General features: G+C 68.7%; 24 protein-coding genes and 2 pseudogenes. 16 read left to right on the top strand and 10 right to left on the bottom strand.

What is annotated here, in order from left to right; all coding sequences use genetic code 11:
- A pseudogene (locus PO768_RS10440) lies at positions 1 to 542 on the bottom strand (helix-turn-helix domain-containing protein); the annotation flags it as partial.
- Positions 543 to 589: 47 nt separating this feature from the next.
- The gene (locus PO768_RS10435) at positions 590 to 1,528 is read right to left on the bottom strand and encodes a M14 family metallopeptidase (protein ID WP_272646016.1); all 939 of its coding nucleotides are present in this window, start codon (positions 1,526 to 1,528) and stop codon (positions 590 to 592) included.
- A 121-nt stretch (positions 1,529 to 1,649) separates the two neighbouring features.
- Between PO768_RS10435 and PO768_RS10430 the strand changes: the two genes are divergently transcribed.
- Together PO768_RS10430 and PO768_RS10425 are read left to right on the top strand one after the other, a co-directional pair.
- Positions 1,650 to 1,895, top strand: a complete 246-nt coding sequence (locus tag PO768_RS10430) for a DUF6364 family protein (RefSeq protein ID WP_272646015.1) — start codon at positions 1,650 to 1,652, stop codon at positions 1,893 to 1,895.
- Positions 1,885 to 2,319: a TA system VapC family ribonuclease toxin gene (locus PO768_RS10425; RefSeq protein ID WP_272646014.1), complete on the top strand. Its 435-nt coding sequence runs from the start codon at positions 1,885 to 1,887 to the stop codon at positions 2,317 to 2,319. Before PO768_RS10430 ends, PO768_RS10425 begins: the two co-directional genes overlap by 11 nt.
- Positions 2,320 to 2,991: 672 nt before the next feature.
- Here the strand turns inward: PO768_RS10425 and PO768_RS10420 are convergent.
- From PO768_RS10420 to PO768_RS10395, 6 genes are all read right to left on the bottom strand, one after another.
- Complete coding sequence (locus tag PO768_RS10420; protein ID WP_272646013.1) at positions 2,992 to 3,312, bottom strand: type II toxin-antitoxin system RelE/ParE family toxin; 321 nt, start codon at positions 3,310 to 3,312, stop codon at positions 2,992 to 2,994.
- A complete protein-coding gene (locus PO768_RS10415) occupies positions 3,309 to 3,599 on the bottom strand; it encodes a YlcI/YnfO family protein (protein WP_272646012.1) in 291 nt (96 codons plus the stop codon). Before PO768_RS10415 ends, PO768_RS10420 begins: the two co-directional genes overlap by 4 nt.
- A gap of 105 nt (positions 3,600 to 3,704) precedes the next feature.
- Positions 3,705 to 5,081 (bottom strand): Gfo/Idh/MocA family protein, encoded by a 1,377-nt coding sequence (locus PO768_RS10410; RefSeq protein ID WP_272646011.1) that lies wholly within the window; start codon positions 5,079 to 5,081, stop codon positions 3,705 to 3,707.
- Between the two features lie 34 nt (positions 5,082 to 5,115).
- A complete protein-coding gene (locus PO768_RS10405; RefSeq protein ID WP_272646010.1) occupies positions 5,116 to 6,702 on the bottom strand; it encodes a sodium:solute symporter family transporter in 1,587 nt (528 codons plus the stop codon).
- Positions 6,699 to 8,054, bottom strand: a complete 1,356-nt coding sequence (locus PO768_RS10400; RefSeq protein WP_272646009.1) for a chloride channel protein — start codon at positions 8,052 to 8,054, stop codon at positions 6,699 to 6,701. Before PO768_RS10400 ends, PO768_RS10405 begins: the two co-directional genes overlap by 4 nt.
- Before the next feature lie 29 nt (positions 8,055 to 8,083).
- A complete protein-coding gene (locus PO768_RS10395) occupies positions 8,084 to 8,497 on the bottom strand; it encodes a VOC family protein (protein ID WP_272646008.1) in 414 nt (137 codons plus the stop codon).
- Between the two features lie 42 nt (positions 8,498 to 8,539).
- Here PO768_RS10395 and PO768_RS10390 point away from each other — a divergent pair, with 42 nt between their 5' ends.
- From PO768_RS10390 to PO768_RS10335, 12 genes and pseudogenes are all read left to right on the top strand, one after another.
- Complete coding sequence (locus PO768_RS10390) at positions 8,540 to 9,028, top strand: retropepsin-like aspartic protease family protein (protein ID WP_262971827.1); 489 nt, start codon at positions 8,540 to 8,542, stop codon at positions 9,026 to 9,028.
- Positions 9,029 to 9,095: 67 nt separating this feature from the next.
- Positions 9,096 to 9,737, top strand: a complete 642-nt coding sequence (locus tag PO768_RS10385; protein ID WP_272646007.1) for a PhaM family polyhydroxyalkanoate granule multifunctional regulatory protein — start codon at positions 9,096 to 9,098, stop codon at positions 9,735 to 9,737.
- A gap of 6 nt (positions 9,738 to 9,743) precedes the next feature.
- Positions 9,744 to 10,910 carry an FIST signal transduction protein gene (locus tag PO768_RS10380; RefSeq protein WP_272646006.1) on the top strand — a complete coding sequence of 389 codons (1,167 nt, stop codon included), beginning with the start codon at positions 9,744 to 9,746 and terminating at the stop codon, positions 10,908 to 10,910.
- Complete coding sequence (locus PO768_RS10375) at positions 10,907 to 11,764, top strand: transporter substrate-binding domain-containing protein (protein ID WP_137943945.1); 858 nt, start codon at positions 10,907 to 10,909, stop codon at positions 11,762 to 11,764. Before PO768_RS10380 ends, PO768_RS10375 begins: the two co-directional genes overlap by 4 nt.
- Positions 11,765 to 11,855: 91 nt before the next feature.
- On the top strand, positions 11,856 to 13,355 hold the full coding sequence (locus PO768_RS10370; protein WP_272646005.1) for an FAD-linked oxidase C-terminal domain-containing protein: 1,500 nt from the start codon (positions 11,856 to 11,858) through the stop codon (positions 13,353 to 13,355).
- A 3-nt stretch (positions 13,356 to 13,358) separates the two neighbouring features.
- A complete protein-coding gene (gene glcE / locus PO768_RS10365; protein ID WP_272646004.1) occupies positions 13,359 to 14,450 on the top strand; it encodes a glycolate oxidase subunit GlcE in 1,092 nt (363 codons plus the stop codon).
- Between the two features lie 10 nt (positions 14,451 to 14,460).
- Positions 14,461 to 14,817 (top strand): CidA/LrgA family protein, encoded by a 357-nt coding sequence (locus PO768_RS10360; protein ID WP_272646003.1) that lies wholly within the window; start codon positions 14,461 to 14,463, stop codon positions 14,815 to 14,817.
- A complete protein-coding gene (locus PO768_RS10355; protein ID WP_269839953.1) occupies positions 14,814 to 15,530 on the top strand; it encodes an LrgB family protein in 717 nt (238 codons plus the stop codon). The genes PO768_RS10360 and PO768_RS10355 overlap by 4 nt, the downstream gene beginning before the upstream one ends.
- Positions 15,531 to 15,548: 18 nt before the next feature.
- Positions 15,549 to 16,793, top strand: a pseudogene (gene glcF / locus PO768_RS10350) (glycolate oxidase subunit GlcF).
- Positions 16,794 to 17,156: 363 nt separating this feature from the next.
- Entirely contained in the window at positions 17,157 to 18,815 is a 1,659-nt protein-coding gene (locus PO768_RS10345) for an alkaline phosphatase family protein (RefSeq protein WP_272646002.1), read from the top strand.
- A gap of 101 nt (positions 18,816 to 18,916) precedes the next feature.
- Positions 18,917 to 19,576, top strand: coding sequence for a PEP-CTERM sorting domain-containing protein (locus PO768_RS10340; protein WP_272646001.1), 660 nt, complete (start codon positions 18,917 to 18,919; stop codon positions 19,574 to 19,576).
- A 141-nt stretch (positions 19,577 to 19,717) separates the two neighbouring features.
- A complete protein-coding gene (locus PO768_RS10335; RefSeq protein WP_272646000.1) occupies positions 19,718 to 21,547 on the top strand; it encodes an ABC transporter ATP-binding protein in 1,830 nt (609 codons plus the stop codon).
- A 7-nt stretch (positions 21,548 to 21,554) separates the two neighbouring features.
- On the opposite strand, the gene PO768_RS10330 is transcribed toward PO768_RS10335, so the two are convergent.
- Complete coding sequence (locus PO768_RS10330) at positions 21,555 to 22,652, bottom strand: helix-turn-helix transcriptional regulator (RefSeq protein WP_272645999.1); 1,098 nt, start codon at positions 22,650 to 22,652, stop codon at positions 21,555 to 21,557.
- A 134-nt stretch (positions 22,653 to 22,786) separates the two neighbouring features.
- Here PO768_RS10330 and PO768_RS10325 point away from each other — a divergent pair, with 134 nt between their 5' ends.
- The gene (locus PO768_RS10325; RefSeq protein WP_272645998.1) at positions 22,787 to 24,811 is read left to right on the top strand and encodes a hypothetical protein; all 2,025 of its coding nucleotides are present in this window, start codon (positions 22,787 to 22,789) and stop codon (positions 24,809 to 24,811) included.
- Between the two features lie 30 nt (positions 24,812 to 24,841).
- Here PO768_RS10325 and PO768_RS10320 read toward each other — a convergent pair whose 3' ends face one another.
- Entirely contained in the window at positions 24,842 to 25,630 is a 789-nt protein-coding gene (locus tag PO768_RS10320) for a substrate-binding periplasmic protein (protein ID WP_272645997.1), read from the bottom strand.
- A gap of 38 nt (positions 25,631 to 25,668) precedes the next feature.
- Here PO768_RS10320 and trhA point away from each other — a divergent pair, with 38 nt between their 5' ends.
- Positions 25,669 to 26,322: a PAQR family membrane homeostasis protein TrhA gene (trhA, locus tag PO768_RS10315; RefSeq protein ID WP_272645996.1), complete on the top strand. Its 654-nt coding sequence runs from the start codon at positions 25,669 to 25,671 to the stop codon at positions 26,320 to 26,322.
- Positions 26,323 to 26,342 lie beyond the last annotated feature (20 nt).

Here is a 26,342-nt window from a genome sequence, read left to right as displayed (position 1 = left end):
ACCCGGGCCTGCTCGGCCGCCGCCTGCGCGCGATCGAGGGCCGCCTCGGCCGCGCCGGTACGCAGCCGGCGCAGCGCCAGCTCCGCCTCACTGAGCGCGGCCACCGCCGCCAGCGCCGGCGGCAGGCCGCGCGCATCGAGCGGCGCCAGGGCCTGGTCCGCCGCATCGAGACGCCCCAGCAGCAGCAGCCGGCGCACCGCGACCAGGCGCGCATGCAGCGCATTGGCACGGTCCCCATGGGCCTCGAGCGTCAGCACCGCCTGCGCCAGCAGGTGCGGCGAGCCACCGAGCTCGCGCATCGCCAGCGCAACCTCGGCCTGTGCGACGAGGCAGCGCGCCCGCGCCAGCGCCTCATGGCTGCCGAAGCCACGAGCGGCACGGCCCAGCAGTTCGCGCGCGCGCAGGTGCTCGCCGAGCTGGGCCATCGCGATGCCGCGCAGCGCCAGCGCCGGCGGATCCTCGCGCAAGGCCACGCGCTTGAGCGCGCCGAGCGGGTCACCGGCGGCGAGCGCCCGCGCGGAAGCGGCGATCAGCGAGTCCATCGATGCAGCCTATGGGCTTGCAGGACGTCCGGTGGGTAGTTCTGCGCTCAAGCGCGCCGCAGATAGTCGATCGCCGCCGTGATCGTCACCGCCTGCGCTTCGTTGCACTGGGCCGCGCTGGCCAGCGGGCTGTCCGGATAGACCTCGGTGGTGCTGACGAAGCGCGCGCCGGTGATGCCGCCGCACAGGCCCAGCGATCGCTTGGCATAGTTGATCACGCCCGGCTGCTGCAGCGGCTCGCCGATGATGCACCCCTGTTCGTCGGCCTCGGCAATGTGCGTGACGCGGCGCACGGCCTCGATCAGCGCACGCTGGAACTCGGGCACCGGCCGCTCGACATCGCCGACCAGGTAGAAGCCATCGGGAATCGCATGCCAGTCGAAGTCCTTGCCGTCGCGCGCGGCCTTGGCGGGGCCGAACTCGCTGTTGTCGCTGTCGGTGGTCTCGTGCAGGTCGATATGCAGATCGACACGGCGGCAGGTGGCCGCGACGCAGGCCATCGCCAGCGCCGACTCGGCGGCCGGGCTGTCCGGCTTGAACTGCCGGTTCGGGTCCAGCGCGTCGGGGTTCCAACGGTTGATGGTCTCGTAACCCCAGGGGCTGATGCAGGGCAGGACCAGCAGGTTGACGGCCTCGGCATGGCGACCGAACTCGTGCTTCAGCCACTGCAAGCAGCCCTGCACGCCGCTGGTCTCGTAGCCATGGACCCCGCCGGTGACCAGCACCACGGGACGATCCGTATGCCAGGCGCGGCTGCGCAGCGCATAAAGCGGGTAGCCGTCCAACCCCAGGCGGGCATAGTCGAGCGAACCGTACTGAAACAGCTCGGCCTGCGCCGGCAAGCCGGCCTTCAGCGGCTCGACCACCTCGGTGGCATAGCTGCGCTGCAGCCGCTGGCGGGCCAGCCAGGCAGCCTTCTCGGCAGCGCCCCAGGGCGTGCCCGGCGTACCGATCGGATAGGGCGAGGTCAAGGGTGGTGTGCTCACAGCGGTTGTCCGTGCTGGGGTGGAGTTGGGGACGATACACCGGGAGGCAGCGGGGAAGTGGGGGACTCGGCGGCCACCGGGTGAGTCTTCATTTTCATACAGAAATCTGTATACTCATTTCATGAAGACGACGCTCGATCTGAACGACCAGTTGCTCGCCAACGCCAAGGCACTGGCGGCGCAGCAACGAACCAGCCTGACCCGCTTGATCGAAGAGGGGCTGCAGTTGCGACTGCGCAGCAAGATCGACGCCCCGGCCCGGCGCCAGACCACCCTGCCCGTCTTCAATGGGCAAGGTGGCCTGGTCGCGGGAGTGGAGCCTCGAAGCAACAAGGCGCTGCTTGAGGCCTTGGGTGATGACGCCTGACGTCAACGTCCTGGTGGCGGCGTCGCGTAGCGATCATCCGCATCACATCGTTGCGCGCACATGGCTGGAAGCAGCGCTTGCAGCCACCGAGAGTGGCGCTGCATTGACCTTGATGCCGATGGTGATCGCCAGCCTTTTGCGCCTGGTGACGAGCCCGAAAATTTTCGTTCAACCGACCCCGGTCGCAGACGCCGTGGCCTTCGTCGATGCGATCCTGGCCGCGCCTGGTGTTCAGCTGGCATCCTTGGGCGCGGAGTGGCCCAGATTGCGACAGCTTTGTCTGGAAAAGCAACTGAGCGGCAATGATTTGCCTGACGGATGGCTGGCTGCTGCGGTGGACCAGCAGGCTGAGCACCTGGTCAGCTTTGATCGAGACTTTAAGAAGTTGCTGCCGCGAACGCGGTTCACACTTTTGAAGCCCTGAGCTTCGCCGGCGTCGGCCTGCCACGGCGATCACCAAATGTTCGCGCTCCGGCAGTGCTAGATTGGCTCTCCATGGCCCACTCCCTCGCAAACTCGCACCACCCGGGCAGCCCGGCAGTCGGGTGCTTCGGTTCGGCTTTACGCGCCTCGTGCCCGCAACCTGCGCCATCGCAGAGGTCGGGCCGCCCGACGCCGCAAAGTCATTTTGTCTAGGCTCGCAGTGCGAAAATCCAATCCTCAAATCACTCCCGCTCAGCTCAAGAGCCTTGCAACGGTCTCTAGCGTATCGGCAAGAGCAGCTGTTTCTCAGAGAAAGACGGAGGAACTACTTGCTGAGATTCGACACGACAGCGAGCGGTGGGCAGTCAAGCGCTCCCAAGTAGCCATCACGGAAAGCAAGTTCTTGCTTTGGCTTTCGCGCATCGCGTTGCTGCCCCTGACGGTCTTGTTGATCGGGCTGGTCCTTGTTATGACATTGGGCCTCTGGTCAGGCGAACTCAAGGTCATTCAGAGGTACAGCTCCGCCATCGTTGTTCGTTCCAACACTCCCGTCCAATATTGGCTGTCGGTCGTGTATCACTCTGCTCTAACAGCTTTCGTCTACTGGCTAACGGTCAAGTGCTTTGTAGCTGCTCAGTTGCGGCGCAAAAGGGGGACAACCTAACTGGATCCATCAGCGGTAGTCATGCTCATGCTGGTCCCTCGCGGCGAGCAGCACGACATCGGTATCGCGAATCGCGAACAGGACCACGCAGCCGCCGTGGCCGAAAGGGATGATCAGTTCGCGGAACTCCCTGTGAGCTTCGGATCGGCGGCAGGTGTGGGGTGCGAAGGAGAGGATGCCCATCGCGCGTTCGAGCGCATCACGGAAGCGGAAGAGGCAGCTGTCGTCCGGCGCATGGCTGGCCAACTCGCGCTGGATGATGTGTTCTTCGAGACGCTCGAGATCCTCCTGGAGAGTGACGGTCGAAACAAGCCGGTACTGTCCGCTCACCCGGCGGTCCGCTTGTTCCTGGCCGCCACCGCCTCACGGATGCGTTGCTGTGCCGCTTTGGCACGCTGCTCCATCCCAGCCAGGAGCTCGTCAGCGGTCATCAGGCCTACGCCCTTGTCGGCGCTGCGCAATGCTCTCTTCGCACGGGCAACGGCGGCATTTTGCTCGGTGCGGAACTCGGCCTCGCGGCAAACCGCGTTCTCGATGAATTGCGTCAGCGACTCGCCTTCTCGCAGCACGGCCTCAAGGCTGGCCTTGGTCTCGGGCGCAACACGGATGGGCGGCAAGGTAGCGGATCGACTCATGCGAAGATCGTATAGCAGTTGATATACATCCGCAAGGCGAGGCCTCGATGCCGATATCGCCGATGGGTCGTGAGTGCCTCACGCCCCTCAAACCCTCACATCCTCAATCGTCTTGTTCAGCCGGCTGCGCTCCGCCGCGAAGGCCATCAGATGGCTCTCGACCGAGGCTTCGATCGATGAGCTCAACAGGGTCGGGTCTTGCTGGCCGACGGCCTGGACCCAGTCGCGCACCATCGGGTGGTCGCCGCCGCCGTGGGCGTCGGTCTTCATGCTCCAGCTGGTGCGCTTGCCGGTCTTGAAGGTGGTCAGCGTGAAGCTCTCCATATCGCCGCTGATGTCGCCCAGCGAGCCCATGATGCGGGTGCGCCGGCCCTCGTAGGAGACAAAAGCCTCCATCGAGAAGGCCGCCGTGACGCCCTGCTTGAACAGGATGTTGACGGTCAGGTGGTCGGGCTGGTCGTTGTCCATGCGGTAGACGCAGCGGCCGTAGTCGCTGGTCAGCAGGCCCTGCATGATGACGCCGTCCCATTTGGACTTGTCCTCGGGCAGGTCGAAGACATAGAGGCGCTTGCGGTCGCGGTAGTAGATCTGCAACGCCGAGTACGGGCACTCATGCTCGACCGCGCAGCCGCCGGTGCAGCGCTCGGTGCTGCCGGCGGGGGCGTTTGATTCCTTGAACCATTTGAGGTTGCCGAAGCAATGGACGTTGTCGGCCGAGTCGCCGACCAGCCATTGCAGGATGTCGGTGTCGTGGCAGGACTTGGCCAGGATGATGGGGGTGGCGGTCTTGCTGCTGCGCCAGTTGCCGCGCACATAGCTGTGGCTCATGTGCACATGCTCGATAGGCTCCAGATGCTGGACGCTGATCAGCTCGCCGATCATCTTGGCGTCAAGCAGCTCCTTGAGCTCGCGGAAGTAAGGCGTGTAGCGCAGCACATGGCAGACGCCGACGATGCGGCCCACCTCTTGCGCCTTGGCCAGGATCAGTCGGCACTCGGCCTCGGTGGGCGCGATCGGCTTTTCCAGCAGCACGTCATAACCCATCTCCAGCGCCGCCAGGCAGGGCTCGGTGTGCAGCTGATCGGGCGTGGAAATGATGACGGCGTCGGCCATCTTGGGCTGGGCGAAGACCTGCTCCCAGCTGGAGAAGCAGTGCTGCAGCGGCAGCTCGTGCAGCCGCCGCAGCTTGTGTACCCGCTGCGAGTTCGGGTCGGCCACGCCGACCAGGCGCATCTCCTCGGGATACTTGGCCGCAAAGTCGGCGTAGATCGAACCGCGATGGCCGGCCCCGATCAGCACTGCGGTGACCGGCCGCGCCAGCGGTTTGTGGCGCGGGTTGGCATAGAGGTCTTCATGCAGGCCCAGCGTGCGGGCGATCTCGCCCCAGCCATAGACGACGGAATTGCGCATCGCACCGAGGCCGCGGGCCAGGGGTCGGGAGGCCATGAACTGGCGCAGGGACATATCAACAACTCCTTGTGTCGGCCGCCCGATCCGATCAGGCCGCGCGCACACCCAGCCAGCATGCCACGCCCAGCGCGAGCGCGCCGTAGCACAGCAGCCACAGATAGAGCGTGCGCTGGTCGCGCAGACCCTGTGCCAGCTGCGCCGCGCTCAGAGTCGTGCCCTGCAGTTGCTCGGGGCGCGGCGGCGCCATGCAGCGGCTGGCCAGCCAGGTCACCGCCACGGCGGCCAGCAGACCGCTGAGGTTCCACCACATCCAGAACAGCCGGGCGCCCAGCCACTGCGCCAGCGCCAGGTTCAGCAGCAGGCCCGCCGCCACCCCCATCAGCACGGCCGGGCCGCGCGCGCGCCGGTCCAGGATGCCGCAGGCAAAAGCCGCCAGCAGCGGACCGTAGAACAGCGCACCGACCCGGTTGATGCCCTCGACCACGCTGCTGGCCAGGTCGCCCACCGTCAGCCCGAAGGCCACGATCAGCAGGCCCCAGCCCACGGTCACCAGCCGACCGGCCAGCAGCTGGCGGCGCGGCGCCACATGGGGCTCGACGAAGTCGCGCAGGGTCGCGGCCGAGAGGCTGTTCAGCGCCGAATCGAGGCTGGACATCGCGGCCGCCAGGATGGCCGCGACCAGCAGGCCGCGCAGACCGGCCGGCAGGAACAGCTCGATATAGCGCGGGATCAGATAGTCCAGCCGCCCCGGCGGCACCGCCGCGCGCAAGGCCTCGCTCTGCCAGTAGACCGCACCGACCGCCAGGCCCAGGCCGGCATAGAGCAGGGTCAGTGGGAAGCGCGCCAGGCCGTTGAACAGCAGCACGCGCTGCGCGCCGGCCACATCGCGGGCCGCCAGCTGACGCTGCACCTGGCTCTGGTCGACGCCGTAATAGCTGATGTAGAGCACCAGGCCGCCGACGACAAAACCCCAGAACGGCGCCTTCGCGCCATCGCCCAGGCCATGACCCGCCTCGATCGCGGCCAGCCGCGCCGGCTCGTGGGCGGCCAGCAGGGCCGCGGCGCCGTCCAGCTGGCCCCAGGCCACCCAGCCGCAGACCACGATGCCCAGCAGCAGCACCGCCATCTGCAGCACATCGGTCCAGACCACGGCACGCATGCCGCCCATGGTGTCGTAGACCACCGTCAGCCCGCCCATCAGCACCACGCACCAGGCCAGCGGCAAGCCGGTGCAGACCTGCACGACCACGGCCGCCGCATACAGGGCCACACCGGTGGCCAGGCCGCGCGAGAGCAGGAAGACCGCGCTCAGCGCGAGCCGGGTCGGCCGGTCGAAGCGCCGCTCCAGGTATTCATAGACGCTGATCAGCGCCGGGCCGCGAAACACCGGCACCAGCAGCAGCATCACGACGACCATCGCCAGTGGCAGCGCCAGCTCGTACTGCAGCCAGGTGAGCCCGCCGCCGGGCACCAGGGCCACGAAGGCCGGAATGCCCAGAAAGGAGTTGGCCGAGGACTGGGTGGCCAGGGTCGAGATCGCCAGCGCCCACCAGGGCATGGCCCGGTCGCCGACGTAGTAGTCGGCCGCCGTCTGCTGCGAGCGCGCCAGCCAGGCGCTCAGGCCCAGGGTGCTGGCCAGATAGGCCGCGATGATCAGCCAGTCCGGCGTCGTCATGCGCGGGCCGGCGGCGGCTGCGGCTGAGCAGGTGGGAACAGCAGCGCCGCCAGCTCCAGATACATGGGCCGCGTGATCAGCCGCGCCACGCCGCTGGCCAGCAGCGCGCAGGCCATCAGGCTCAGCACCATGGCCTGGCCCGAGACCATCTCCATCACGATGATGAAGGCGGTGATCGGGCCCTGGGTGGTGGCGGCCAGAAAGCCCACCATGCCGAGCGCGATCAGCGGGATGGCCGCGTCGCCGCGCACCCCGGTCAGCCAGGCCACATCATTGCCCAGCGAGGCGCCTATCGTCAGCGAGGGCGCGAACACGCCGGCCGGCACGCCAGTCCAGGCCGACAGCCAGGTGGCGCAGAACTTCAGCAAGGTGTACAGCCCCGGCTCGCCGCCGGGCTGCTGGCCCTCCAGCAAGGCCCGGGTCGGCGCATAGCCGGCGCCGGCCGTCGTGCCGTCGGCCACCAGGCCGATCAGCGCCACCACGAAGGCGCAGCCGGCCGCAAAGCGCAGCGGGAACAGCCGCCGCCAGGCACTGAAGCGGTCCGGCAGACCGCGCATCGACGCGATGATCAGGCGCGAAAACAGCCCACCGGCCAGGCCAGCGATCACCGCCACCAGCAGGCCCGGCCACAGCAGCGACCAGTCCAGCTGCTGCACGCGCAGCCGGCCGAAATAGGTCAGATTGCCGAACACCGAGACCGCGACCAGGCCGGCCAGCACGATGGCCGTGATCATCAGGGCGCTGTGCGAACTGCTGCGCCGGCGCGACAGCTGCTCCAGCGCGAAGATCACCCCGCCCAGCGGCGTGTTGAAGGCCGCCGCGATGCCGGCGGCCGCGCCGGCCACCATCAGGTCATGGCTGTCGATGCCGGCCTGCGGCGACAGCCAGCGCTTGGCATGGGCCATCACGCCGGCACCCACCTGCACGGTCGGGCCCTCGCGGCCTATCGACAGCCCCGCCAACAGCCCGCCGGAGACCAGGCCGATCTTCTGCAGGGACAGGCGCAAGGAGACCAGCCGGCTGCGCTGCTCAGGCGCGAGCTCGTCGTCGAGCGCACGCACCACCTGCGGAATGCCCGAACCCAGCGCGCCCGGCACAAAGCGGCGGGTCCACCAGAGCACGGCCACCGTCAACGCCGGCGTCCAGATCAGCATCGCCGGCGCCGCCCAGGCGTGGCTGCTGCGCAGCGCCTCGAAGCCCTCGCTGGCCGCCTCGGCCAGCAGCGTGAAGCCCACGACCACCAGGCCGGTGGCCACCGCATAGGCCAGCACCACGGCCCGATCCACCCACTGCCGGCCGCCGGCCAGCTCCAGCCTCAGATTGCGCCAGAAGTCCGGTTCCACATCTCGCATGGGCCCCGACCTTAACAGCCTTGGGGGCCTCAGTGCGCGTACACCGACTCCAGCGAGGCAAAGCCCTTGATCTCGATCGGATTGCCCGAGGGGTCAAGGAAGAACATCGTCCATTGCTCCCCTGGCTGGCCCGCAAAGCGGACCTGGGGCTTGAGCACGAACTCGCAGCCGGCCGCCTCCAGCCGCGCGGCCAGTGCCTGCCAGTCGGGCAGGACCAGGATCAGGCCCAGGTGCGGCATCGGCACCAGATGCTCGCCGACCTGGCCGGTGCGGGTGGTCGCGAAGGGCTCGCCCAGATGCAGCGAGATCTGGTGGCCGAAGAAATCGAAGTCCACCCAGGTCGCGGTGCTGCGGCCTTCGCGGCAGCCCAGCAGGCCGCCGTAGAAGGCGCGCGCCTGGTCCAGATCACGCACATGAAAAGCCAGATGGAAGATGCTGCGCATCGCTTGCCTCGTCGAGTCCGAAAATCGTGGCATCGTAGCGGCATGAGCGATAGCAACAAGGACCTGCCGCACAGCCTCAAGCTGGTCACCATCTGGCTGCTGGTGATGCTGGCGGTCTTCCTGGGCATCAAGGGCCTGGAACACAGCCGCCAGCAAAGCAGCATCGAGCTGCATCAGGGCCGCATCCTGCTCAAGCGCGCACCCGACGGCCACTTCCACTGGCGCGGCCAGGTCAATGGCGTGACGGTGGACTTCCTGGTCGACACCGGCGCCACCTCGACCGCCCTGCCCCAGGCCCTGGCCGAGCGCGCGGGCCTGACGCCCGAGAGCCAGGTGCGCTCGCACACGGCCGGCGGCGTCGTGCAGGGCTATCGGGCGCGCGCCGACATCGAGCTGCAGGGCGGCGTCTCGGCCCAGCGCCTGCCCGTCACTGTGCTGCCCGATCTGGGCGCGCCGCTGCTGGGCATGGACCTGCTGTCGCGGCTGCGCTTTGTCCAGCAGGACGGCGTGCTGAGCATCGAGGCGCCCTGATAAACCAGCAGGCACAGCGGGCGCGCCCCGGCGTACCATGGGCCGGACAACACCGACAGGAGACTCCATGGCCGACAACAGCTTCACCAAGTTCGTCCCCGGTTTCGATTTTCTGCAGGGCCTGGTCAAGAACGCCGGCGCCGCGCTGCCCGGCATGGGCCAGTGGGTGGCGCCGACCCTGAACCCCGAGGAGCTGGAAAAACGCATCGAGGAACTGCGCACCGTGCAGTTCTGGCTGGAGCAGAACGCTCGCATGCTGGGCGCGACCATCCAGGCCCTGGAGGTGCAGCGCATGACCTTGTCGACCCTGAAGTCCATGAATGTGCCGCTGGCCGAGCTGCGTGACAGCCTGAAGGTCGCCACCCCGAAGGCCCAGGCCCAGGCCCAGGCCGAGCCAGAACCTGAAGCCGAAGCCGAGGAGAAACCCGCCGCGCCGGCGGCCGTGGACCCGATGCAATGGTGGTCGGCGCTGAGCCAGCAGTTCACCCAGCTGGCCACCACCGCAATGAAGGACAGCGCCACCGACGCCGCCAAGAACCTGGCCGGCACCCTGGTCAAGCAGAGCTTCGAGGCCGCCGGTGAGACCCTGCGCAAGACCGCCGCGATGCCGGGAGCCCTGGCCAAGAAGGCCGCCAGCCAAGCCGCCACCCGCCCGGCCGCGAAGAAAAAAGCCGCGGCCAAGCCGGCCGCCCGACCGCGCAAACCCTGAGCCCCGATGAAACCCTTTGCCCACGCCCACGCCACCCACCCCGACGCCCATATGGCGCTGGCGCTAGCGGCGGCGCAGATCGAAGCCCAGCGCCAGACCAGCGGTCTGCAGCCGACCCTGGGCTGGCTGTATTTCTGCGACGGTTTCGCGCCGCAGGCCGAGGCCTTGCTGGCCGAGCTGCGGCAGCGCTGGCCCGGTGTGGCCTGGGTCGGCGCGGCGGGGCCTGGCATCTGCGCCAGCGGGGTCGAGTATTTCGATGAGCCGGCGCTGGCCCTGATGCTGGCCGAGCTGCCCGCCGATCAGTTCCGCGTGTTCTCCGGCACCCGGCCGCTGGCCGGCTGGCCGGCCGAGCTGCTGCAGGTGCATGCCGACCCGGCGACCATAGACCTGCAGGAGCTGATCGCCGAGCTGGCGGCGCAGACCGACAGCAGCTATGCCTTCGGCGGCCTGGCGCTCGGGCGGTATGGCGGCGTGCAGCTGGCCGATGGCGTCTGGCGCGGTGGGCTCTCGGGCGTGGCTTTCGGATCCGGCCTGCGCGTGCTCTCCCGGGTCAGCCAGGGTTGCCAGCCGCTGGGCGTGGAGCGCCGCATCAGCGCCTGCGACGGCAACCTGCTGCTGGAGCTGGACGGCCTGCCGGCGCTGGACTGCCTGCTGCAAGACCTGGCCCTGCCGGTGCTGAGCCAGCCCGGCGAGCTGCGCGAGGCCTTGCCGCGTTTTCGCAAGACCCTGGCCGGCATCAGCCCGGTCGGCAAGACACAAAAGTCCGCCGGGCGCGGCTACGGCGCCGAGGTGCTGGTGCGCCATCTGGTGGGCATAGACCCCGGCCGGCGCGGCGTGGCCATCGGCGACCAGCTGCAGGTCGGCCAGCGCCTGAGCTTTTGCGAGCGCAATCCCGAGGCTGCGCGGCGCGATCTGCTGCGCATCTGCACCGAGCTGCGCGCCGAGGGCGAGGAGCAGCCGCCGGCCGATGGCGGCCCGGCCATCGCCGGCGCGCTCTACATCAGCTGCGCCGGCCGCGGCGGGCCGCACTTCGGCGCGCCCTCGGCCGAGGCGCAATGGGTGCAGCACGGCCTGGGCGATGTGCCCCTGGTCGGCTTCTTCGCCGGCGGCGAGATCGCGCATGCCAATCTCTACGGCTACACCGGCGTGCTGACGGTGTTCATGCGCTCATGAAACGGCGGCAGGCTCTGCTGGCCGGCATGGGCCTGCTGAGCGGGGCGGCCGCCGCCGAAGACCTGCGCATCCTCTATCCGCAGCACGAACCCCTGCAAGGACCGCAGGTCAGCTATGTGCTGGCCCTGCTGCGGCTGGCACTGGAGCGCTGCGAGCGCCGCTACAGGCTGCAGGCGAGCGACCGCCCCATGGTGCAAAGCCGCTCGCTGCTGGAGCTGGCCCGGCCCGAGCCTGGCATCGATCTGTTCTGGACCATGACCACCGCCGAGCGCGAGCGCCGCCTGCTGCCGATCCGCATCCCGCTGGAGAGGGGTCTGATCGGCTGGCGTCTGGTCCTGGTGCGTGCCGCCGACCGCGAGCGCTTCGCCGCGCTGCAGGACCTGGCGGACCTGGCGCCCCATATCGCGGGCCAGCTGCATGACTGGCCCGACACCGCCATCCTGCGCGCCAATGGCTTGCGGGTGCGCACGCACAGCCATTTCCAGAGCCTGTTCGCGCAGCTGGCCGAGGGCGCGGTCGACTACCTGCCGCGCTCCATCATCGAGATCGACGACGAAGCCCAGGCCTATGCGGACCGCGGTCTGGTGATCGAGCCGCATCTGCTGCTGCGCTACCCCACCGCGCTGTACTTCTTCGTCAGCCCGCGCCGGCCGCAGCTGCATGCCGATCTGAGCCAGGGGCTGGAAGCGGCCCAGGCCGACGGCAGCTTCGAGCGCACCTTCCAGCAGCAGTTCGGCGCGCTGGCCGCGCGGCACCAGCTGGCCCAGCGCCGTCAGCTGCAGCTGGCCAATCCGGCACTGCCGGCGGCCACGCCGCTGCAGCGCAAGGAGCTGTGGTTCCAGCTGCCCCGCTGAAGCCGGCACTGCGGTCAAAGCAGTACGAACTTCCACGCAAGCTGCGGCCGGCACCGCAAGCTACAGTTGACGGCCGCCAAGGAGACCCCAGTTGAACGCCGCCGCCCGCTCCGCAACACCTGCCACCTCACGCGCCCAGAGTCAGACCGAGCTGGTGGCCGCCTTGGCCGAGGTGCTGCCGCCCCATGCCCTGCTGTGGCAGGGCGAGGACACCGTGCCCTATGAATGCGACGGCCTGACCGCCTACCGCGAGCGCCCGCTGGCGGTGGCCCTGCCGGAGACCGAGGCCCAGGTCGCCGCGGTGCTCAAGACCTGTCACCGCCTGGGTGTGCCGGTGGTGGCGCGCGGCGCCGGTACCGGCCTGTCCGGCGGCGCCCTGCCCCATGCGCTGGGCCTGACCCTGGCACTGGCCAAGTTCAACCGCATCCTCGATCTGAGCCCCAGCGCGCGCACCGCCCGGGTGCAATGCGGCGTGCGCAACCTGGCCATCTCCGAGGCCGCCGCGCCCCACGGCCTCTATTACGCGCCCGACCCGAGCAGCCAGATCGCCTGCACCATAGGCGGCAATGTGGCCGAGAACTCGGGCGGCGTGCACTGCCTGAAGTACGGCCTGACCCTGCACAACGTGCTGCGGGTGCGCGGCTTCACGGTGGAGGGCGAGGCGGTCGAGTTCGGCTCGGAGGCGCTGGACGCCGCCGGCCTGGACCTGCTGAGCCTGATCGTCGGCAGCGAGGGCATGCTGGCCGTGATCACCGAGGTGACGGTCAAGCTGGTGCCCAAGCCGCAACTGGCGCGCTGCATCATGGCCAGCTTCGATGACATCCGCAAGGCCGGCGACGCGGTGGCCCATATCATCGCGGCCGGCATCATCCCGGCCGGCCTGGAGATGATGGACAAGCCGATGACGGCCGCGGTGGAGGACTTCGTCCACGCCGGCTACGACCTGGGGGCCGAGGCGATCTTGCTGTGCGAGAGCGACGGCACGCCGGAGGAGGTGGAGGAAGAGATTGGCCGCATGGAAGCGGTGCTGTGGGCCAGCGGCGCGACCCGCTGCGAGGTCAGCGCCAGCGAGGCTCAGCGCCTGAAGTTCTGGAGCGGCCGCAAGAACGCCTTCCCGGCCTCGGGCCGTATCAGCCCGGACTATATGTGCATGGACTCGACCATCCCGCGCAAGAAGCTGGCCGACATCCTGCTGGCCATCCAGCAGATGGAGACAAAGTATGGCCTGCGCTGCGCCAATGTCTTTCACGCCGGCGACGGCAATCTGCACCCGCTGATCCTGTTCGATGCCAACGACCCCGAGCAGCTGCACCGCTGCGAGCTGTTCGGTGCCGAGATCCTGGAGTACAGCGTCGCGCTGGGCGGCACCGTGACCGGCGAGCATGGCGTGGGCATAGAGAAGCTCGGCTCAATGTGCGTGCAGTTCTCGACCGAGGAGCGCGAGCAGATGCTGTCGCTCAAGCGCGCTTTTGATCCGCACTCGCTGCTGAACCCCGGCAAGGTGATTCCGACGCTGCAGCGCTGCGCCGAGTACGGCCGCATGCATGTCAAGAAGGGCCTCTTGGCCTTCCCCGAACTGCCGAGGTTTTGATCGATGACGATCCAGCAGCTGCAAGAACGCATCAAGGACGCCGCCGCGCGCGGCGCCACCCTGGAGATCCACGGCCATCGCAGCAAGGCCTTCTACGGCCAGCCGCCCAGCGGCGAGGCGCTGGACATCAGCGACTTCTCGGGCGTCACCAGCTATGAACCCAGCGAGCTGGTCGTCACGGCCAAGGCCGGCACCGCGATCACCGAGCTGGAGGCCCTGCTGGCCGAGCAGGGCCAGCATCTGGCCTTCGAGCCGCCGCGATTTCGGGGCAGCGAACATGGCCGCGGAACCGTCGGCGGCATGGTGGCCGCCGGGCTGTCGGGTCCGGCACGCGCCACGGCCGGCTCGGTACGCGACCACATCCTCGGCCTGACCCTGATCAACGGCCGCGCCGAGGCGATGAACTTCGGCGGTACGGTGATGAAGAATGTCGCCGGCTACGACGTCTCGCGCCTGATGGCTGGCTCGCTGGGCGTGCTGGGCCTGATCGCCGAGGTCTCGATCAAGGTGCTGCCGCGCCCGGTGGCCAGCACCACGCTGCGCTTCGAGATGGACCAGGTCCAGGCCCTGCGAGAACTGAACCGCTGGGGCGGCCAGCCCCTGCCCATCCAGGCCAGCGCCTGCTGGGACGGGGCCCTGATCCTGCGCTTGGCTGGCGCGCAGGCGGCGGTGACGGCGGCCGTCCGGAGCCTGGGCGGCGAGACCATCCCGCAAGACCTGGCCCTGCCCTTCTGGGAAGGTCTGCGCGACCAGAGCGACGAGTTCTTCCAGGGTGCCGAGCGCGCGGTGCAGGGCGGCGCGCGGCTGTGGCGGCTGTCGCTGCCGCAGACCGCGCCGGTGCTGCATCTGTCCGGCGAGCAACTGGTCGAATGGGGTGGTGCGCAGCGCTGGGTCACCAGCGCGCAGCCGCCGGCCCAGGTGCGCGAGGCCGCGGCGGCGGCCGGCGGCCATGCGACGCTGTTCCGCGCGCTGGACAAGAGCCCCGGCACGTTTTCGCCGCTGTCGGCGCCGCTGCTGCGCATCCATCGCGAGCTGAAGAAGTCCTTCGATCCGCAAGGCCTGTTCAACCCCGGCCGGCTCTACCCGGACCTCTGAGGCCGCCACCATGGATGCCTTGCGCGGCCTGACGATTTTGCTGCTGTGTCAATCGGCCGGCGAGTTGCTGACGCGCGTGCTGGCCCTGGGCCTGCCCGGCCCGGTGCTGGGCATGCTGATCCTGATGCTGCTGCTGCGCCTGCCGATCACGCGTGCGCCGGTGCAGGCGGCCGCCGAGGGCCTGCTGGCCCATCTGTCGCTGCTGTTCGTGCCGGTGGGCGTCGGCGTGATCACCCATCTGGACCTGATCGCTGCCCACGGCCCGCGCCTGGCGCTGGCCGTGCTGGCCTCGACCCTGATCGGCCTGGCGGTCAGTGCCTGGGTGCTGCAAATGCTGCTGATCCGAAGCCGCGAGGCTCAGCGATGAGCAACAGTTTCGTCGAGCTGTGGGTCTATCTGTCGGCCACACCGCTGTTCGGGCTGACCCTGACGCTGAGCGCCTATCTGCTGGCGCTGGCGCTCTACCAACGCAGCGGCCATGCACCCTGGGCCAATCCGGTGCTATGGACCGTCGTGACGCTGGCCGGCCTGCTGATGCTCAGCGGCACGCCCTATCCGCGCTATTTCTCCGGCGCGCAATTCATCCATTTCCTGCTTGGCCCGGCGGTCGTCGCGCTGGGCTGGCCCTTGTGGCAGCGGCGCGCCGAACTGCGCCAGCGCCTGGGCGTGGTGCTGATCGCGGCACTGGCCGGCGGCGCAGCGGCGGCCGGCAGCGCGGTACTGATCGGCTGGGCCCTGGGCCTGCCGCCCGAGCTGCTGCGCTCGCTGGCGCCCAAGTCGGTGACCGCGCCGGTGGCAATGGGCATTGCCGAGCAATTGGGCGGCATCCCGGCGCTGGCCGCCGTGCTGGCGGTGCTGACCGGGCTGACCGGCGCGCTGCTGGGCAAGTACCTGTTCGACCTGCTGGGCATTACGCTGCCGCAGGCGCGCGGCTTTGCGCTGGGCACCGCCTCGCACGGCATCGGCGCGGCCCGCGCGCTGCAGGTCCATCCCGACGCCGGCGCCTATGCCGGCCTGGCGCTGAGCCTGCAGGTGCTGCTGGCGGCCTTGCTGATGCCGCTGGCGGCACGCCTGATCTGACACCTTTTCCGAGCATTTATGCAGACCAATCTCGCCCCCGAGTTCCAGTCCACGCCCGAAGGTCGCGAGGCCGAGGAGATCCTGCGGCGCTGTGTGCACTGCGGCTTCTGCACCGCGACCTGCCCGACCTACCAGCTGCTGGGCGACGAGCTCGATGGTCCGCGCGGCCGCATCTATCTGATCAAGCAGGTGCTGGAGGGCGCGAAGCCCACCGCCAGCACCCAGCTGCATCTGGACCGCTGCCTGACCTGCCGCAACTGCGAGAGCACCTGCCCGTCCGGCGTGCAGTACGGCAATCTGCTGGAAATCGGCCGCAACATCGTCGAGGCCAAGGTCGAGCGGCCGCGCCAGCAGCGCGCCCTGCGCTGGCTGCTGAAGGAGGGCCTGACCTCGCCGCTGTTCAAGCCGGCGATGAAGCTGGGCCAGGCCCTGCGGCCGCTGGTGCCGGCCGCACTGAAGGACAAGCTGCCGGCCAAGGCCCCGGCGCGGGCCTACGACTGGCCGACCCGCAGCCACAAGCGCAAGGTGCTGATGCTGCTGGGCTGCGTGCAGCCGGCGATGATGCCCAATATCAATAGCGCGACCGCCCGGGTGCTGGACGCCGCCGGTATCCAGACCCTGGTGGCCGACGGTGCCGGCTGCTGCGGCGCGATCCGCAGCCATCTGAGCGACCAGGCCGGCGGCCTGGCCGATATGCGCCGCAATATCGACGCCTGGTGGCCGCTGGTCGAGGGGCTGACCGGGGCCGGCAAGGTCGAGGCCCTGGTGATGAATGCCTCCGGCTGCGGCGTCACGGTCAAGGAATATGGTCATGCGCTGGCCCATGACCCCGATTACCGCGACAAGGCGCAGCGCATCAGCGCGCTGACCCGGGACCTCAGCGAGCTGCTGCCCGAGCTGGTGGCGCCGCTGAAGGCGCGGCTGAAGACCAAGGCCCACCCTAAGCTCGCCTACCACCCGCCCTGCCCCTTGCAGCACGGCCAGCAGTTGCGCGGTGGCCTGGAGGGCGCGCTGCGCGAACTGGGGTTCACGATCGATCTGGCGCCCAGCGACAGCCATCTGAGCTGCGGCTCGCCCGGTACCTAGTCGGTCTTGCAGCCCGAGCTGTCCAAGCAGCTGCGCGATCGCAAGCTCAAGGCCCTGGCCCCGCTGCAGGCCGACACCATCGTCTCCGCCAATATCGGCTGCATCCAGCATCTGCAGGGCGGCTGCGCAACCCCGGTGCGGCACTGGGTGGAAGTGCTGGACGAGGCTCTGGGCTGATTCGGAGGGAGCAGACCACCCCCTCTCCAGTTGTGCGAATTGCGCCCAAACAAGGGCAAATGTGGAGAGAAGCGTCACAAGCTGTCCCCAGAATAGCGCCCATCCCTAGGAGGGGAAGACCGAGCGGCCAGGGGTTGAGCCAGCCAGCGCCGCCGCGAGCCGGCCCAGCGAGCCAGCCACCCATCAAGACCCCAGCTGCGGCAACACAGCGTTGCCAGATAGAAAAAGGGCCGGGTTCGCAGCGATGCGGGCCCGGCCTTCTTATTCGCACAGCCCGGGTAATCACCGAGGCGCTCGGGCAAGCCCGGCGAGTCGCGCAGCTTAAGCTCGCCCCTCGTCCAGACCCACCCGAAGAGCCAGTCCATGAGCACAGCCCCCTACACCCGCCGCGCCTTGCTGCTGAGCGCCGCCGCTCTGCTGGCCGGCTGCGCCAGCGGCCCAGCGAGCGTGGCGCCCGCCGCCAGCAAACCCAAGCTGATCGTCTTCCTGGTGGTCGACGGTCTGCCGCAACGCCAGGTGTTGAGCTACCGCGACCAGCTGCAGCCCGATGGCTTCAAGCGTTTCCTGGATCGCGGCGCCTGGTTCGCCAACGCCCACTACGGCCATGGCCACACGGTCACGGCGGCCGGCCATGCGGTGATGCTGTCGGGCGCCTATCCGCAGAAGAGCGGCATCATCGGCAATGAATGGCGCGACCGCGAGACCGGCGAGACGGTTTACTGCACCGGCGACAGCGCCCACCAGTACATCGGCCACAAGACCGCGCCGCTGGCCGGCACCAGCCCGAAGAACTACAAGGTCGAGACGGTCGGCGATGTGCTGCGCGGCCTGCAGCCCGAGTCCAAGGTGATCGGCATCTCGGGCAAGGACCGCGGCGCCATCCTGCCGGCCGGCCACAAGGGCCAGGCCTATATGTATATGAGCGAGAGCGGCCAGTTCGCCTCCAGCACCTATTACATGGCCGCCCATCCGGCCTGGGTCAACGGCTTCAACGCCGCCAAACCGGCCGACGCCTTCTTCAAGAAGAGCTGGGCGCCCTTGCTGCCCGAGTCGGCCTATGCCCGCTCGGTGCCCGATGGCCAGCCCTGGCAGAGCACGGGCGGCAATGGCAACCAGCTGCCCGCCGTCATCGGCGACAAGCACGAGAAACCCGGTCCGCTGTTCTACGCCAACATCATCCCCTCGCCCTTCGGCGACGAGATCACGCTGGCCTTCGCCCGTGCCGCGATCGAGGGCGAACAGCTGGGCGCCGACGACAAGACCGACATCCTGTCGGTCAGCCTGTCCAGCCACGACTACATCAACCATGCCTTCGGCCCCGAGTCGCGCCTCTCGCACGACCATCTGCTGCATCTGGACCGCTATCTGCAAGCCTTCTTCCAGTATCTGGACGCCAAAGTCGGCACCGGCAACTATGTCTCGATGCTGACCGCCGACCACGGCTTTGCCGACACGCCTGAGTGGGCCAAGAGCCAGGGCAAGGATGCCGAGCGCATCAACCCGGCGTTGACCCTGGGCTGGCTCAACGCCGAGCTGGCCAAACAGTTCGGTGAGCCCAAGCTGGCACGCGGCTACTCGGCCGCTGGCGTCTTGTTTGACGAGAAGGCGATCAAGGCACGCGGCCTGAAGTCGGCCGATGTCTATGCCACAGCCAAGAAGCTGCTGCTGCAGGTGGACGGCATTGCCGATGTCTTCACGCTCGAGCAGATGCAGGGCTCGGACAGCAAGACCCCGTATCTGGAAGCGATGCGCAAGTCCTGGCACCCGGACGTGGCCGCGCCGCTGCAGATCATCGTCAAGCCAGGCTGGCTCTACAGCTCGCGCGGCGGTGGCAGCTCGCACGGCACGCCTTATGAGTACGACACCCATGTGCCCATCCTCGCCTGGGGTCCGGCCTGGGTGGGCCGCGGCGAGGTCAAGCAGCGCGTCGAGGTGGCCGATATCGCCCCGACGCTGGCCGCCATCCTGCAGGTGCCGGCACCGGCGCAGTCGCAGGGCAAGCCGCTGCCGCTGCCGCGCTGACCAAGCACCGGCCGGAGCCCCCCGAAACAAGGGGCCAGGTCTTGCCTGCGCCGGCAATCCCGGCCAGCATCGCGCCTGCACAAAACAGGAGGAGTAGTCCGATGAAGCGATTGATGCTGGCCAGTGCCCTGATCCTGGGCACCGCAGCCCAGGCTCACACCATAGATTTCGGCAGTGCCGGGGCGACGCCGCAGATCTGCGCCGGCAACGCGGCCGGCACCGGCTCGCTGATCGCCTGCGGCAACAGCGGCTGGATCAACCAGAGCTATGGCGATGTGGCCGGCCTGGTCGACGTCAGCTACAGCCAGCCCTTGCAGACCGGCGCGTCCTCGCTGCGCTGGTGGGCTTCTGACTACAACAATCTCTATGGCGTGCTGTGGGCCGATGGCGGCGACGGCCCGGGCTCCTATGCCCGCATCGATCTGGCAGCACAGGGCGGCAACGGCATCCGACTGAGCAGCTTCGACCTCGGCGCGTTCTCGCACGCCACGCGCAGCAGCAATGTCGCGATCTACGATCTCGGTAGCAACGAGCTGCTGTTCAGCTACGCCGGCAATGTCGGCGCCGAGCCCAGCGCCACGACCTTCAATGTCGACCTGAGCTCGGCCAGCGGTCTGCGCATCGAGTGGCGCAACACCGCCTACAACGTGGGCATCGACAACATCGTCATCCAGTCGGCCGTGCCCGAGCCGGCCAGCTATGCGCTGATGCTGGGCGGCCTGCTGGCCGTCGGCACGCTGGTGCGCCGCCGCCGGGGCTGAGGCAGCCGGGGCGCGACGCCCGATCCCACACCGAAAGGGCCGCCCATGCGGCCCTTTCCGCCATTCGCCGCTTGCTGACATCGCCTGGCAGCAGGGCTGCGCTACGCTTGCCGGCTGACTCCTCTCCCTGCAGGTACTCCCTTGTTCAGCTGGTTTGAAAAACGCGTCGACCCCTATCCGCAGACGCCACCGCCGCAGCCGCCCGCCGGCTTCTTCCCCTTTGTCTGGGCCGCCACCCAGGGCATGCGGCCGCTGATCATAGTCATGACGGCGCTGACCGCCGCCTTCGGCGCCTTCGAGGCGCTGCTGTTCGCGATGCTGGGCTCGGTGGTCGACTGGCTGGCCGCCGTGCCGCCCGAGAAGCTGTGGGAGCAGGAGAAGGCCAACCTGCTGCTGCTGGCCGCCATCTTGCTGGGCAGCCCGCTACTGATCGCGCTGCAGGCCATCAGCAAGTACCAGGGCCTGTCGAGCAATTTCCCGATGCGGCTGCGCTGGAACTTCCACCGCCATCTGCTGGGCCAGAGCCTGTCCTTCTACCAGGACGAGTTCGCCGGCCGGGTCTCGGCCAAGCTGATGCAGACCGCGCTGGCGGTGCGCGACTGCTGGCTGATCGTGACCGACATCCTGGTCTTCATCACGATCTACTTCGTCACGATGATGGCCGTGGTCGGCGGCTTTGACGCCGTGCTGCTGCTGCCCTTCCTGGCCTGGCTGCTGCTGTACCTGATCGCGCTGTGGTACTACGTGCCGCGCCTGGGCAAGGCCGCCAGCGAGCAGGCCGATGCGCGCAGCCTGATGAGCGGCCGCATCACCGATGCCTACACGAATATCGGCACCGTCAAGCTGTTCTCGCACTCGCAGCACGAGGCCCAGTTCGCGCGCGGCGCGATGCAGGAGTTCCTGGCCACCGCCTACCGCCAGATGCGCCTGATCAGCGGCTTCGAGGTGATCAACCACGTGCTGAGCATGCTGCTGATCGCCAGCACCGCCGGCGTCACCTTGTGGCTGTGGATGCAGGGCCAGGTCGGGGTCGGCGCGGTGGCGGCGGCCACCGCGATGGCGCTGCGCCTGAACGGCATCTCGCACTGGATCATGTGGGAGATGGCCGAGCTGTTCGAGAACATCGGCACGGTGCAGGACGGCATCAGCACCTTGTCCAAGAGCGTCAGCGTGCGCGACCGGGCCGATGCGAAACCGCTGCAGGTCAGCCGTGGCGAGATCCGCTTCGAGCGGGTCGGCTTTGCCTACGGCGGCACGAAACCGGTGCTGAAGAACCTGGACCTGACCATCAAGCCGGGCGAGAAGATCGGCCTGGTGGGCCGCTCGGGCGCCGGCAAGTCGACCCTGGTCAACACCTTGCTGCGGCTCTATGACATTGAGCAGGGCCGCATCCTGATCGACGGCCAAGACATCGCCGGCGTCACGCAGGACAGCCTGCGCGCCCAGGTCGGCATGGTCACGCAAGACACCAGCCTCCTGCACCGCTCGGTGCGCGACAACCTGCTCTATGGCAGGCCCGAGGCCAGCGATGCGCAGATGATCGCGGCCGCCGAGCGCGCCGAGGCCCATGAGTTCATCCTGAGCCTCAGCGACCCGAAGGGCCGCAAGGGCTATGACGCCCATGTCGGCGAGCGCGGCGTCAAGCTCAGTGGTGGCCAGCGCCAGCGCGTCGCGATCGCCCGCGTGATGCTGAAGGACGCACCCATCCTCCTGCTCGATGAGGCTACCAGCGCGCTCGATTCCGAGGTCGAGGCGGCGATCCAAACCAGCTTGTACCGGCTGATGCAGGGCAAGACCGTGGTCGCGATCGCGCACCGGCTTTCGACCATCGCCGCGATGGACCGGCTGATCGTGATGGATGGCGGCGAGATCGTCGAGCAAGGCAGCCATGCCGAGCTGCTGGCGCAGGGCGGCCTCTATGCCCGGCTATGGGCGCACCAGAGCGGCGGCTTTCTGGGCGAAGAGGAATAGCGCGCCGCTACGCCGTGCCGACCAGGCGCTGGATCAGCCCGGCCAGCTCGTGCACCGAATGCACATCGAGGCGGGCATAGATCTTCTTGACATGGTCGGCCACGGTGGACGGCGACACCTCCATCAGCCGGGCGATCTCCAGCTGCGAGTGGCCGGTGCGCAGCAGCAGGCAGACGTCTTTCTGCGTCGGCGTCAGCGCCAGGCCGTCCAGCACTCGGCGCAGCGCCAGCCCCTGCGGCTCGTGATGCTGCACCGTGATGTGCAGCAGCGGGGCCCGGTCCAGGCCCAGGGTCTGCAGCGGGCAGCTCTCGAACAGAAAACGCCCCCAGGCGTTCTCGACGCTCACGCTGCTGCCCGGCCGACTCAGCCCGGGGCTGCGCAGATGCTGCTCCCACAGCGCCGTCAGGGTCGGGAAGTGCTCGCGCCTGGGGCTGACGCTGGCGCTCTCGGGCGTGACCCCGCCATGCGCGAGCAGCAGCAGCTTCAAGACCTCGGGCGAGAGATGCAGCAACTCACCGTCGGCGCCCAGGCAGAGAATGCCCCGCCGGTCGCGGCGCGCCACATAGGCTATGCCGCCGAGCTCGGCCGTCGGGGCCTGCAGGCCGCGCGCGACATAGGGCACGATGCGCGCCAGCAAGCCCTCCTCGGCGCGACTGAACTTGCGCTCGCCGGGGCCGCGATACAGCACCAGTGAGCCCAGCGGCTCGCCCCTGACGCCGCGCACCACCGCCTCGGCCCGGGTGTGCAGGCGCTGCGGCCGCCAGATCTCGTTGTAGAGCGCCGAGCGGAAGAACTCGGGCCTGTCCAGACGCTCGGCGCTGTGCACGACGACGCCGCTGGTCACCGCCTCGTGGAAGGGCATCATCACCTCGGCCTCGCGCCGGTTGTGAAAGGCCTCGAAGTAGTGGCGGTTGATCTCGTGGTCGACATCACCCTCGAAGTAGTAGCGCAGCAAGCGCCCGCGCGCATCGGTCCAGTCGAACAGATTGCGGTCGGACGGGATCAGACCATGCAGCAGCTCCAGCAGCGCCGGGATGAAGACCTCCGCGGTCAGGCCCATCGCCGCGAGCGTGCGCAGCTTGGCCATGTCGGCAGCGTGTTTCATACGTCCCATGCTTTCATGAGGCCTGCTCGATGTCGCCCCCTATCGAGGGGGCGAGAACGCCGGCCCGGCTGTCTAGTGTCTGGACGTGGCGCAAGCCCACACCCCATCGTCCACTCACGCCAAGGGAGCTCCCCATGTCCAAGCCCAGCTTCTCCTCGCCACCCGGCCTCCGCAGCCTGAGCCCGGGCCTGATCGCCGCCGCCGCGCTGATGGCCTGCGGCGGCGGCAGCGACTCCGATCCCGAACCCGCCGTGGCGCAGACCACCGACATGAGTATCCGCGTGCTGGACGGGCCGATCCAGCACGCACTGGTCTGCCTGGATGCCAATGGCAACAGCAGCTGCGACAGCGACGAGGTGCAGGGCCGCAGCGACGCCGAGGGCCGCGTCACGCTGAAGGTGCCCAGCGCCGAGATGAGCCGCCATGTGGTGCTGGCCCAGATCGGCACCGACGCGATCGACAAGGACCACGGCCCGGTGTCCACCGCCTTCATGATGACGGCACCTGCCGATGCCGGCAGCGTGGTCTCGCCGCTGAGCACTCTGGTGCAGATCCAGGCCGCCAACAGCGGCAGCAGCACAGAGGCGGCCGAGCAGTCGCTGCAGCAGCAGCTCAGCATCGACACCCCGCTGCTGGGCGACTTCAGCCAGAGCAGCGATGCCGGTGCCAAGCTGGCGGCCGATCTGGCCCGCCTGCTGGTGCTGGCCAAGCAGCAGCAGCTCGGCGACACGGCCGGCGCCGCCGACAGCGCTGGCCAGCCGCTTAGCAAGGCCGATATTGAGGCCGAGATCAACAAGCGCCTGGTTGCCCTGCTGCCCCAGCTGATGGGGGCGGCCATCGCCCCGGCGCTGCAGGGCGCCGCCACGCCCGAGGCCCGCGCAGCCGCCATGCTGGCGGCCGCCAAGGACCTGGCGCAGGCAGCCGGTCTCAGCAAGAACAATCTCGCCACGCTGATCGCCCAGAGCAAGGCGCCCGGCGCCCCCGAGGAGGCAGCGTCGGCGCCCAAGGCCGGCCTGTCGCTGCGCTGGTTCAGCTTCAGCGATCCCGGCAACTACTACATCCGTACCTACGAATCCACCGCCGCGCAGAACACACCCGATGCCCAGGGGCTGCGCCACTACACCGAATACCGCAAAAGCCGGACCACGGTCGGTGGCGTGCTGAAAAGCCATCAGGAGTTCGGCGTCAACCGCCTCGGCGAGGGCAGCAAGAACTGGCTGCGCAACCAGGTGTTCTGGACCGGCAGCGAGTGGTTCGACTGCCCGGCCGAGCATCTTCATCAGGCGACGCCCTGGGACGCCCAGGGACGCAGCGAATCGCTGTACTGCAAGGCCTTCAAGTCCGGCAACAAGCGCACGCTGCGCGATATTTCCGGCATCGCGATGGGCGAGATCGTCAAGCAGATCCGCGCCCATCCACCGACCGATGACCAAGGCAGCTTCGCCGGCTGGGGTCCGGACCCGCAGCGCTATGCCGCCGAGCTGGCCGCCCCCTTCCCGGCCGGCTCGGTGCTGATCACGCAGGACAGCCGGCAGCTCAGCAACCCCGATGCCTACAGCACGGCCGCCGCCGACCGTGTCTACACCCATGTCCAGGCCCTGCGCGAGGGTGAACGCGCCAGCTGCGACGGCTGGACGGCGGCCACCGCCGAGAGCCTGCGCAGCCTGGCCACCGATCTGGAGAGCCTGGTCGCCGCGATGCCTGGCACGCCCTGCAGCTACACCGCCAACCCGGCCGTACACGGCAGCCGCAACGAGGCCTGGGGCGCCACCTCGCTGAGCCTGGGCAATGTCAGCGATGCCGCCTTCACGGCACCGAGCAGCTACTACCGCAGCGGGCTGCGCCGGCTGCGCGTCTCCTTCGGCCCCGGCAACACCACGACCTACTGGACTTGCGTGCTGCGCGCCAGCGACGACCATGCGCGCAACTGCGACAAGCTGGGCAGCGGCAGCTACAGCATCGAGACCCTGGGCGATGCCCGCGTGCTGCGCCTGGCCAAGCTGCCGCCGCAGGCCGCCGGCCTGGGCTTCGAGCGCCTGTTCGTCGAACGCGGCGGCAAGGTCTTCTACGGCTTCCGCGACAAGCTCAAGGCCGGCCAGTCGCTACGCCTGAATCTGGAGGCCACCGAGGCACTCGGCCAGGCCCTGTCCCTGCCCTGAGGCGGCCCTGAGGCGGCCGGAAAAGCCGCCTCAGTCGGGCAATGGCATGCCATAGCGTGCCGCTAGCGCCGCGACCGTGCCGTCGCGGCGCATGCCGTCCCAGGCCAGCCGCAGGCGCTGGGCCAGCGCCGCGCTGCTGGGCAGGCTCAACGCCATCGAGGGTCGCGACTCTGAGAACTTCAGCAGCGGCTCGATCAGCTGGGGGTCGTGGCCGTGGCGGCGCAGCAGCTCCGGCGCCAGCACCCGGTTCAGCGCGAGCAGTTGGCTGCGCCCGGCAAAGAATTTGCGCAGCATGATGCCGTAATCGGCGCTGCGATCGAGGTGCTGGCCGACCGAGAAGCCCAGCGTCACCAACTCATGCTCGGACACATCGTCCTTGATCACGGCGGTCAGATAGGCCTTCGCCGCATCGAGATCACGCGGCTGCACATCGGGCCGCGAGCGCAGCCGATAGAGCCAGCCCTGGCGCACCGAGATCTGAGCCACCCAGTGGAACTGCGCCTCACGCTCGGGCAGACGCACGATGGCCGGCAGCAGCACATTGGCCTGCAGCTGGGCGCGGCGCGAGACGCGGGGCCAGGAGCTGAACTCGAAATCGCCCGCGATCCGCGCCCGCACCAGCAGCTCGCGCGCCAGCTCCACCGCATAGCCGGCCGCCTGCCCCCGGGCGTCGCTGAAGGAATAGGGCGCGAACTCCTCCAGCAGCACGGTGAGGCGTTGCTGCGCCCGGGCACCGCCGAGCAGGCCGGCCAGACCCAGGCCCAGCAGCAAGCGCCGGCGCTGCTTGCCATCGCGACGAAAAGGGCTCGGGCTTGTCATCAAGGTGCCATCGGTTCGCGGCGAGCATCCACAATGAGATGAACGAACAGCCGATCAAAGCGCGGGCCCAGAGCTTCGGCGAGGAGCTCGCCAACTGCATCAGTCATGGTCTGGGCTTTTTGCTTGCCGTGGCTGCGCTGCCGATACTGACATACTTCGCCGCCCAGCAGGGCTCGGCGCGCAAGGTCGTCGCGGCCAGTGTGTTTTCGGCCACGATGATCCTGCTCTACCTGGTGTCGGCGCTCTACCATGCGCTGCCCGAGGGTCGGGCCAAGAGCTGGGTGAACCGGCTCGACCACGCGGCCATCTACCTCTTCATCGCCGGCAGCTACACGCCTTTTGCGCTCGGGGCGCTGCGGGGGCCTTGGGACTGGTCGCTGTTCGGCACCGTCTGGGCCTGCGCCGCGCTGGGCGTGGCGGCCAAGCTGATGGACCGGCTGCGCCATCCGCTGTGGTCGACCGGCCTGTATGTCGCGATGGGTTGGCTGGTGCTGGCCGCGCTGGTGCCGCTGCTGCCGCAGATGCCGGCCGCCGGCATCTGCTGGCTGGTGGCCGGCGCGCTGTGCTACACCATCGGCGCCCTGGTCTTCCTGCTCGACCACCGCGTGCGCTATGCGCATCTTGTATGGCATTTGTTGGTGATGGGCGGGTCTGCCTGTCACTTTTTCGCCGCGCTCCGGTACGCCATCTAGCCGGGCCGGCTACCATGCCG

This window comes from Paucibacter sp. XJ19-41 (assembly GCF_028462495.1).
Classification (GTDB): Bacteria; Pseudomonadota; Gammaproteobacteria; order Burkholderiales; family Burkholderiaceae_C; genus Roseateles_E.
Note: the sequence above shows the minus strand (reverse complement) of the source record. Positions and strands in the feature narration are given on the sequence as shown.

Coding starts and splice junctions, on each gene's coding strand:
- PO768_RS10430 (WP_272646015.1), top strand. CDS start 1,650: ATGAAGACGACGCTCGATCTGAACGACCAGTTGCTCGCCAACGCCAAG.
- PO768_RS10425 (WP_272646014.1), top strand. CDS start 1,885: ATGACGCCTGACGTCAACGTCCTGGTGGCGGCGTCGCGTAGCGATCAT.
- PO768_RS10410 (WP_272646011.1), bottom strand. CDS start 5,081: ATGTCCCTGCGCCAGTTCATGGCCTCCCGACCCCTGGCCCGCGGCCTC.
- PO768_RS10405 (WP_272646010.1), bottom strand. CDS start 6,702: ATGACGACGCCGGACTGGCTGATCATCGCGGCCTATCTGGCCAGCACC.
- PO768_RS10400 (WP_272646009.1), bottom strand. CDS start 8,054: ATGCGAGATGTGGAACCGGACTTCTGGCGCAATCTGAGGCTGGAGCTG.
- PO768_RS10395 (WP_272646008.1), bottom strand. CDS start 8,497: ATGCGCAGCATCTTCCATCTGGCTTTTCATGTGCGTGATCTGGACCAG.
- PO768_RS10390 (WP_262971827.1), top strand. CDS start 8,540: ATGAGCGATAGCAACAAGGACCTGCCGCACAGCCTCAAGCTGGTCACC.
- PO768_RS10385 (WP_272646007.1), top strand. CDS start 9,096: ATGGCCGACAACAGCTTCACCAAGTTCGTCCCCGGTTTCGATTTTCTG.
- PO768_RS10380 (WP_272646006.1), top strand. CDS start 9,744: ATGAAACCCTTTGCCCACGCCCACGCCACCCACCCCGACGCCCATATG.
- PO768_RS10375 (WP_137943945.1), top strand. CDS start 10,907: ATGAAACGGCGGCAGGCTCTGCTGGCCGGCATGGGCCTGCTGAGCGGG.
- glcE (WP_272646004.1), top strand. CDS start 13,359: ATGACGATCCAGCAGCTGCAAGAACGCATCAAGGACGCCGCCGCGCGC.
- PO768_RS10360 (WP_272646003.1), top strand. CDS start 14,461: ATGGATGCCTTGCGCGGCCTGACGATTTTGCTGCTGTGTCAATCGGCC.
- PO768_RS10355 (WP_269839953.1), top strand. CDS start 14,814: ATGAGCAACAGTTTCGTCGAGCTGTGGGTCTATCTGTCGGCCACACCG.
- PO768_RS10345 (WP_272646002.1), top strand. CDS start 17,157: ATGAGCACAGCCCCCTACACCCGCCGCGCCTTGCTGCTGAGCGCCGCC.
- PO768_RS10340 (WP_272646001.1), top strand. CDS start 18,917: ATGAAGCGATTGATGCTGGCCAGTGCCCTGATCCTGGGCACCGCAGCC.
- PO768_RS10330 (WP_272645999.1), bottom strand. CDS start 22,652: ATGAAACACGCTGCCGACATGGCCAAGCTGCGCACGCTCGCGGCGATG.
- PO768_RS10325 (WP_272645998.1), top strand. CDS start 22,787: ATGTCCAAGCCCAGCTTCTCCTCGCCACCCGGCCTCCGCAGCCTGAGC.
- PO768_RS10320 (WP_272645997.1), bottom strand. CDS start 25,630: ATGACAAGCCCGAGCCCTTTTCGTCGCGATGGCAAGCAGCGCCGGCGC.
- trhA (WP_272645996.1), top strand. CDS start 25,669: ATGAACGAACAGCCGATCAAAGCGCGGGCCCAGAGCTTCGGCGAGGAG.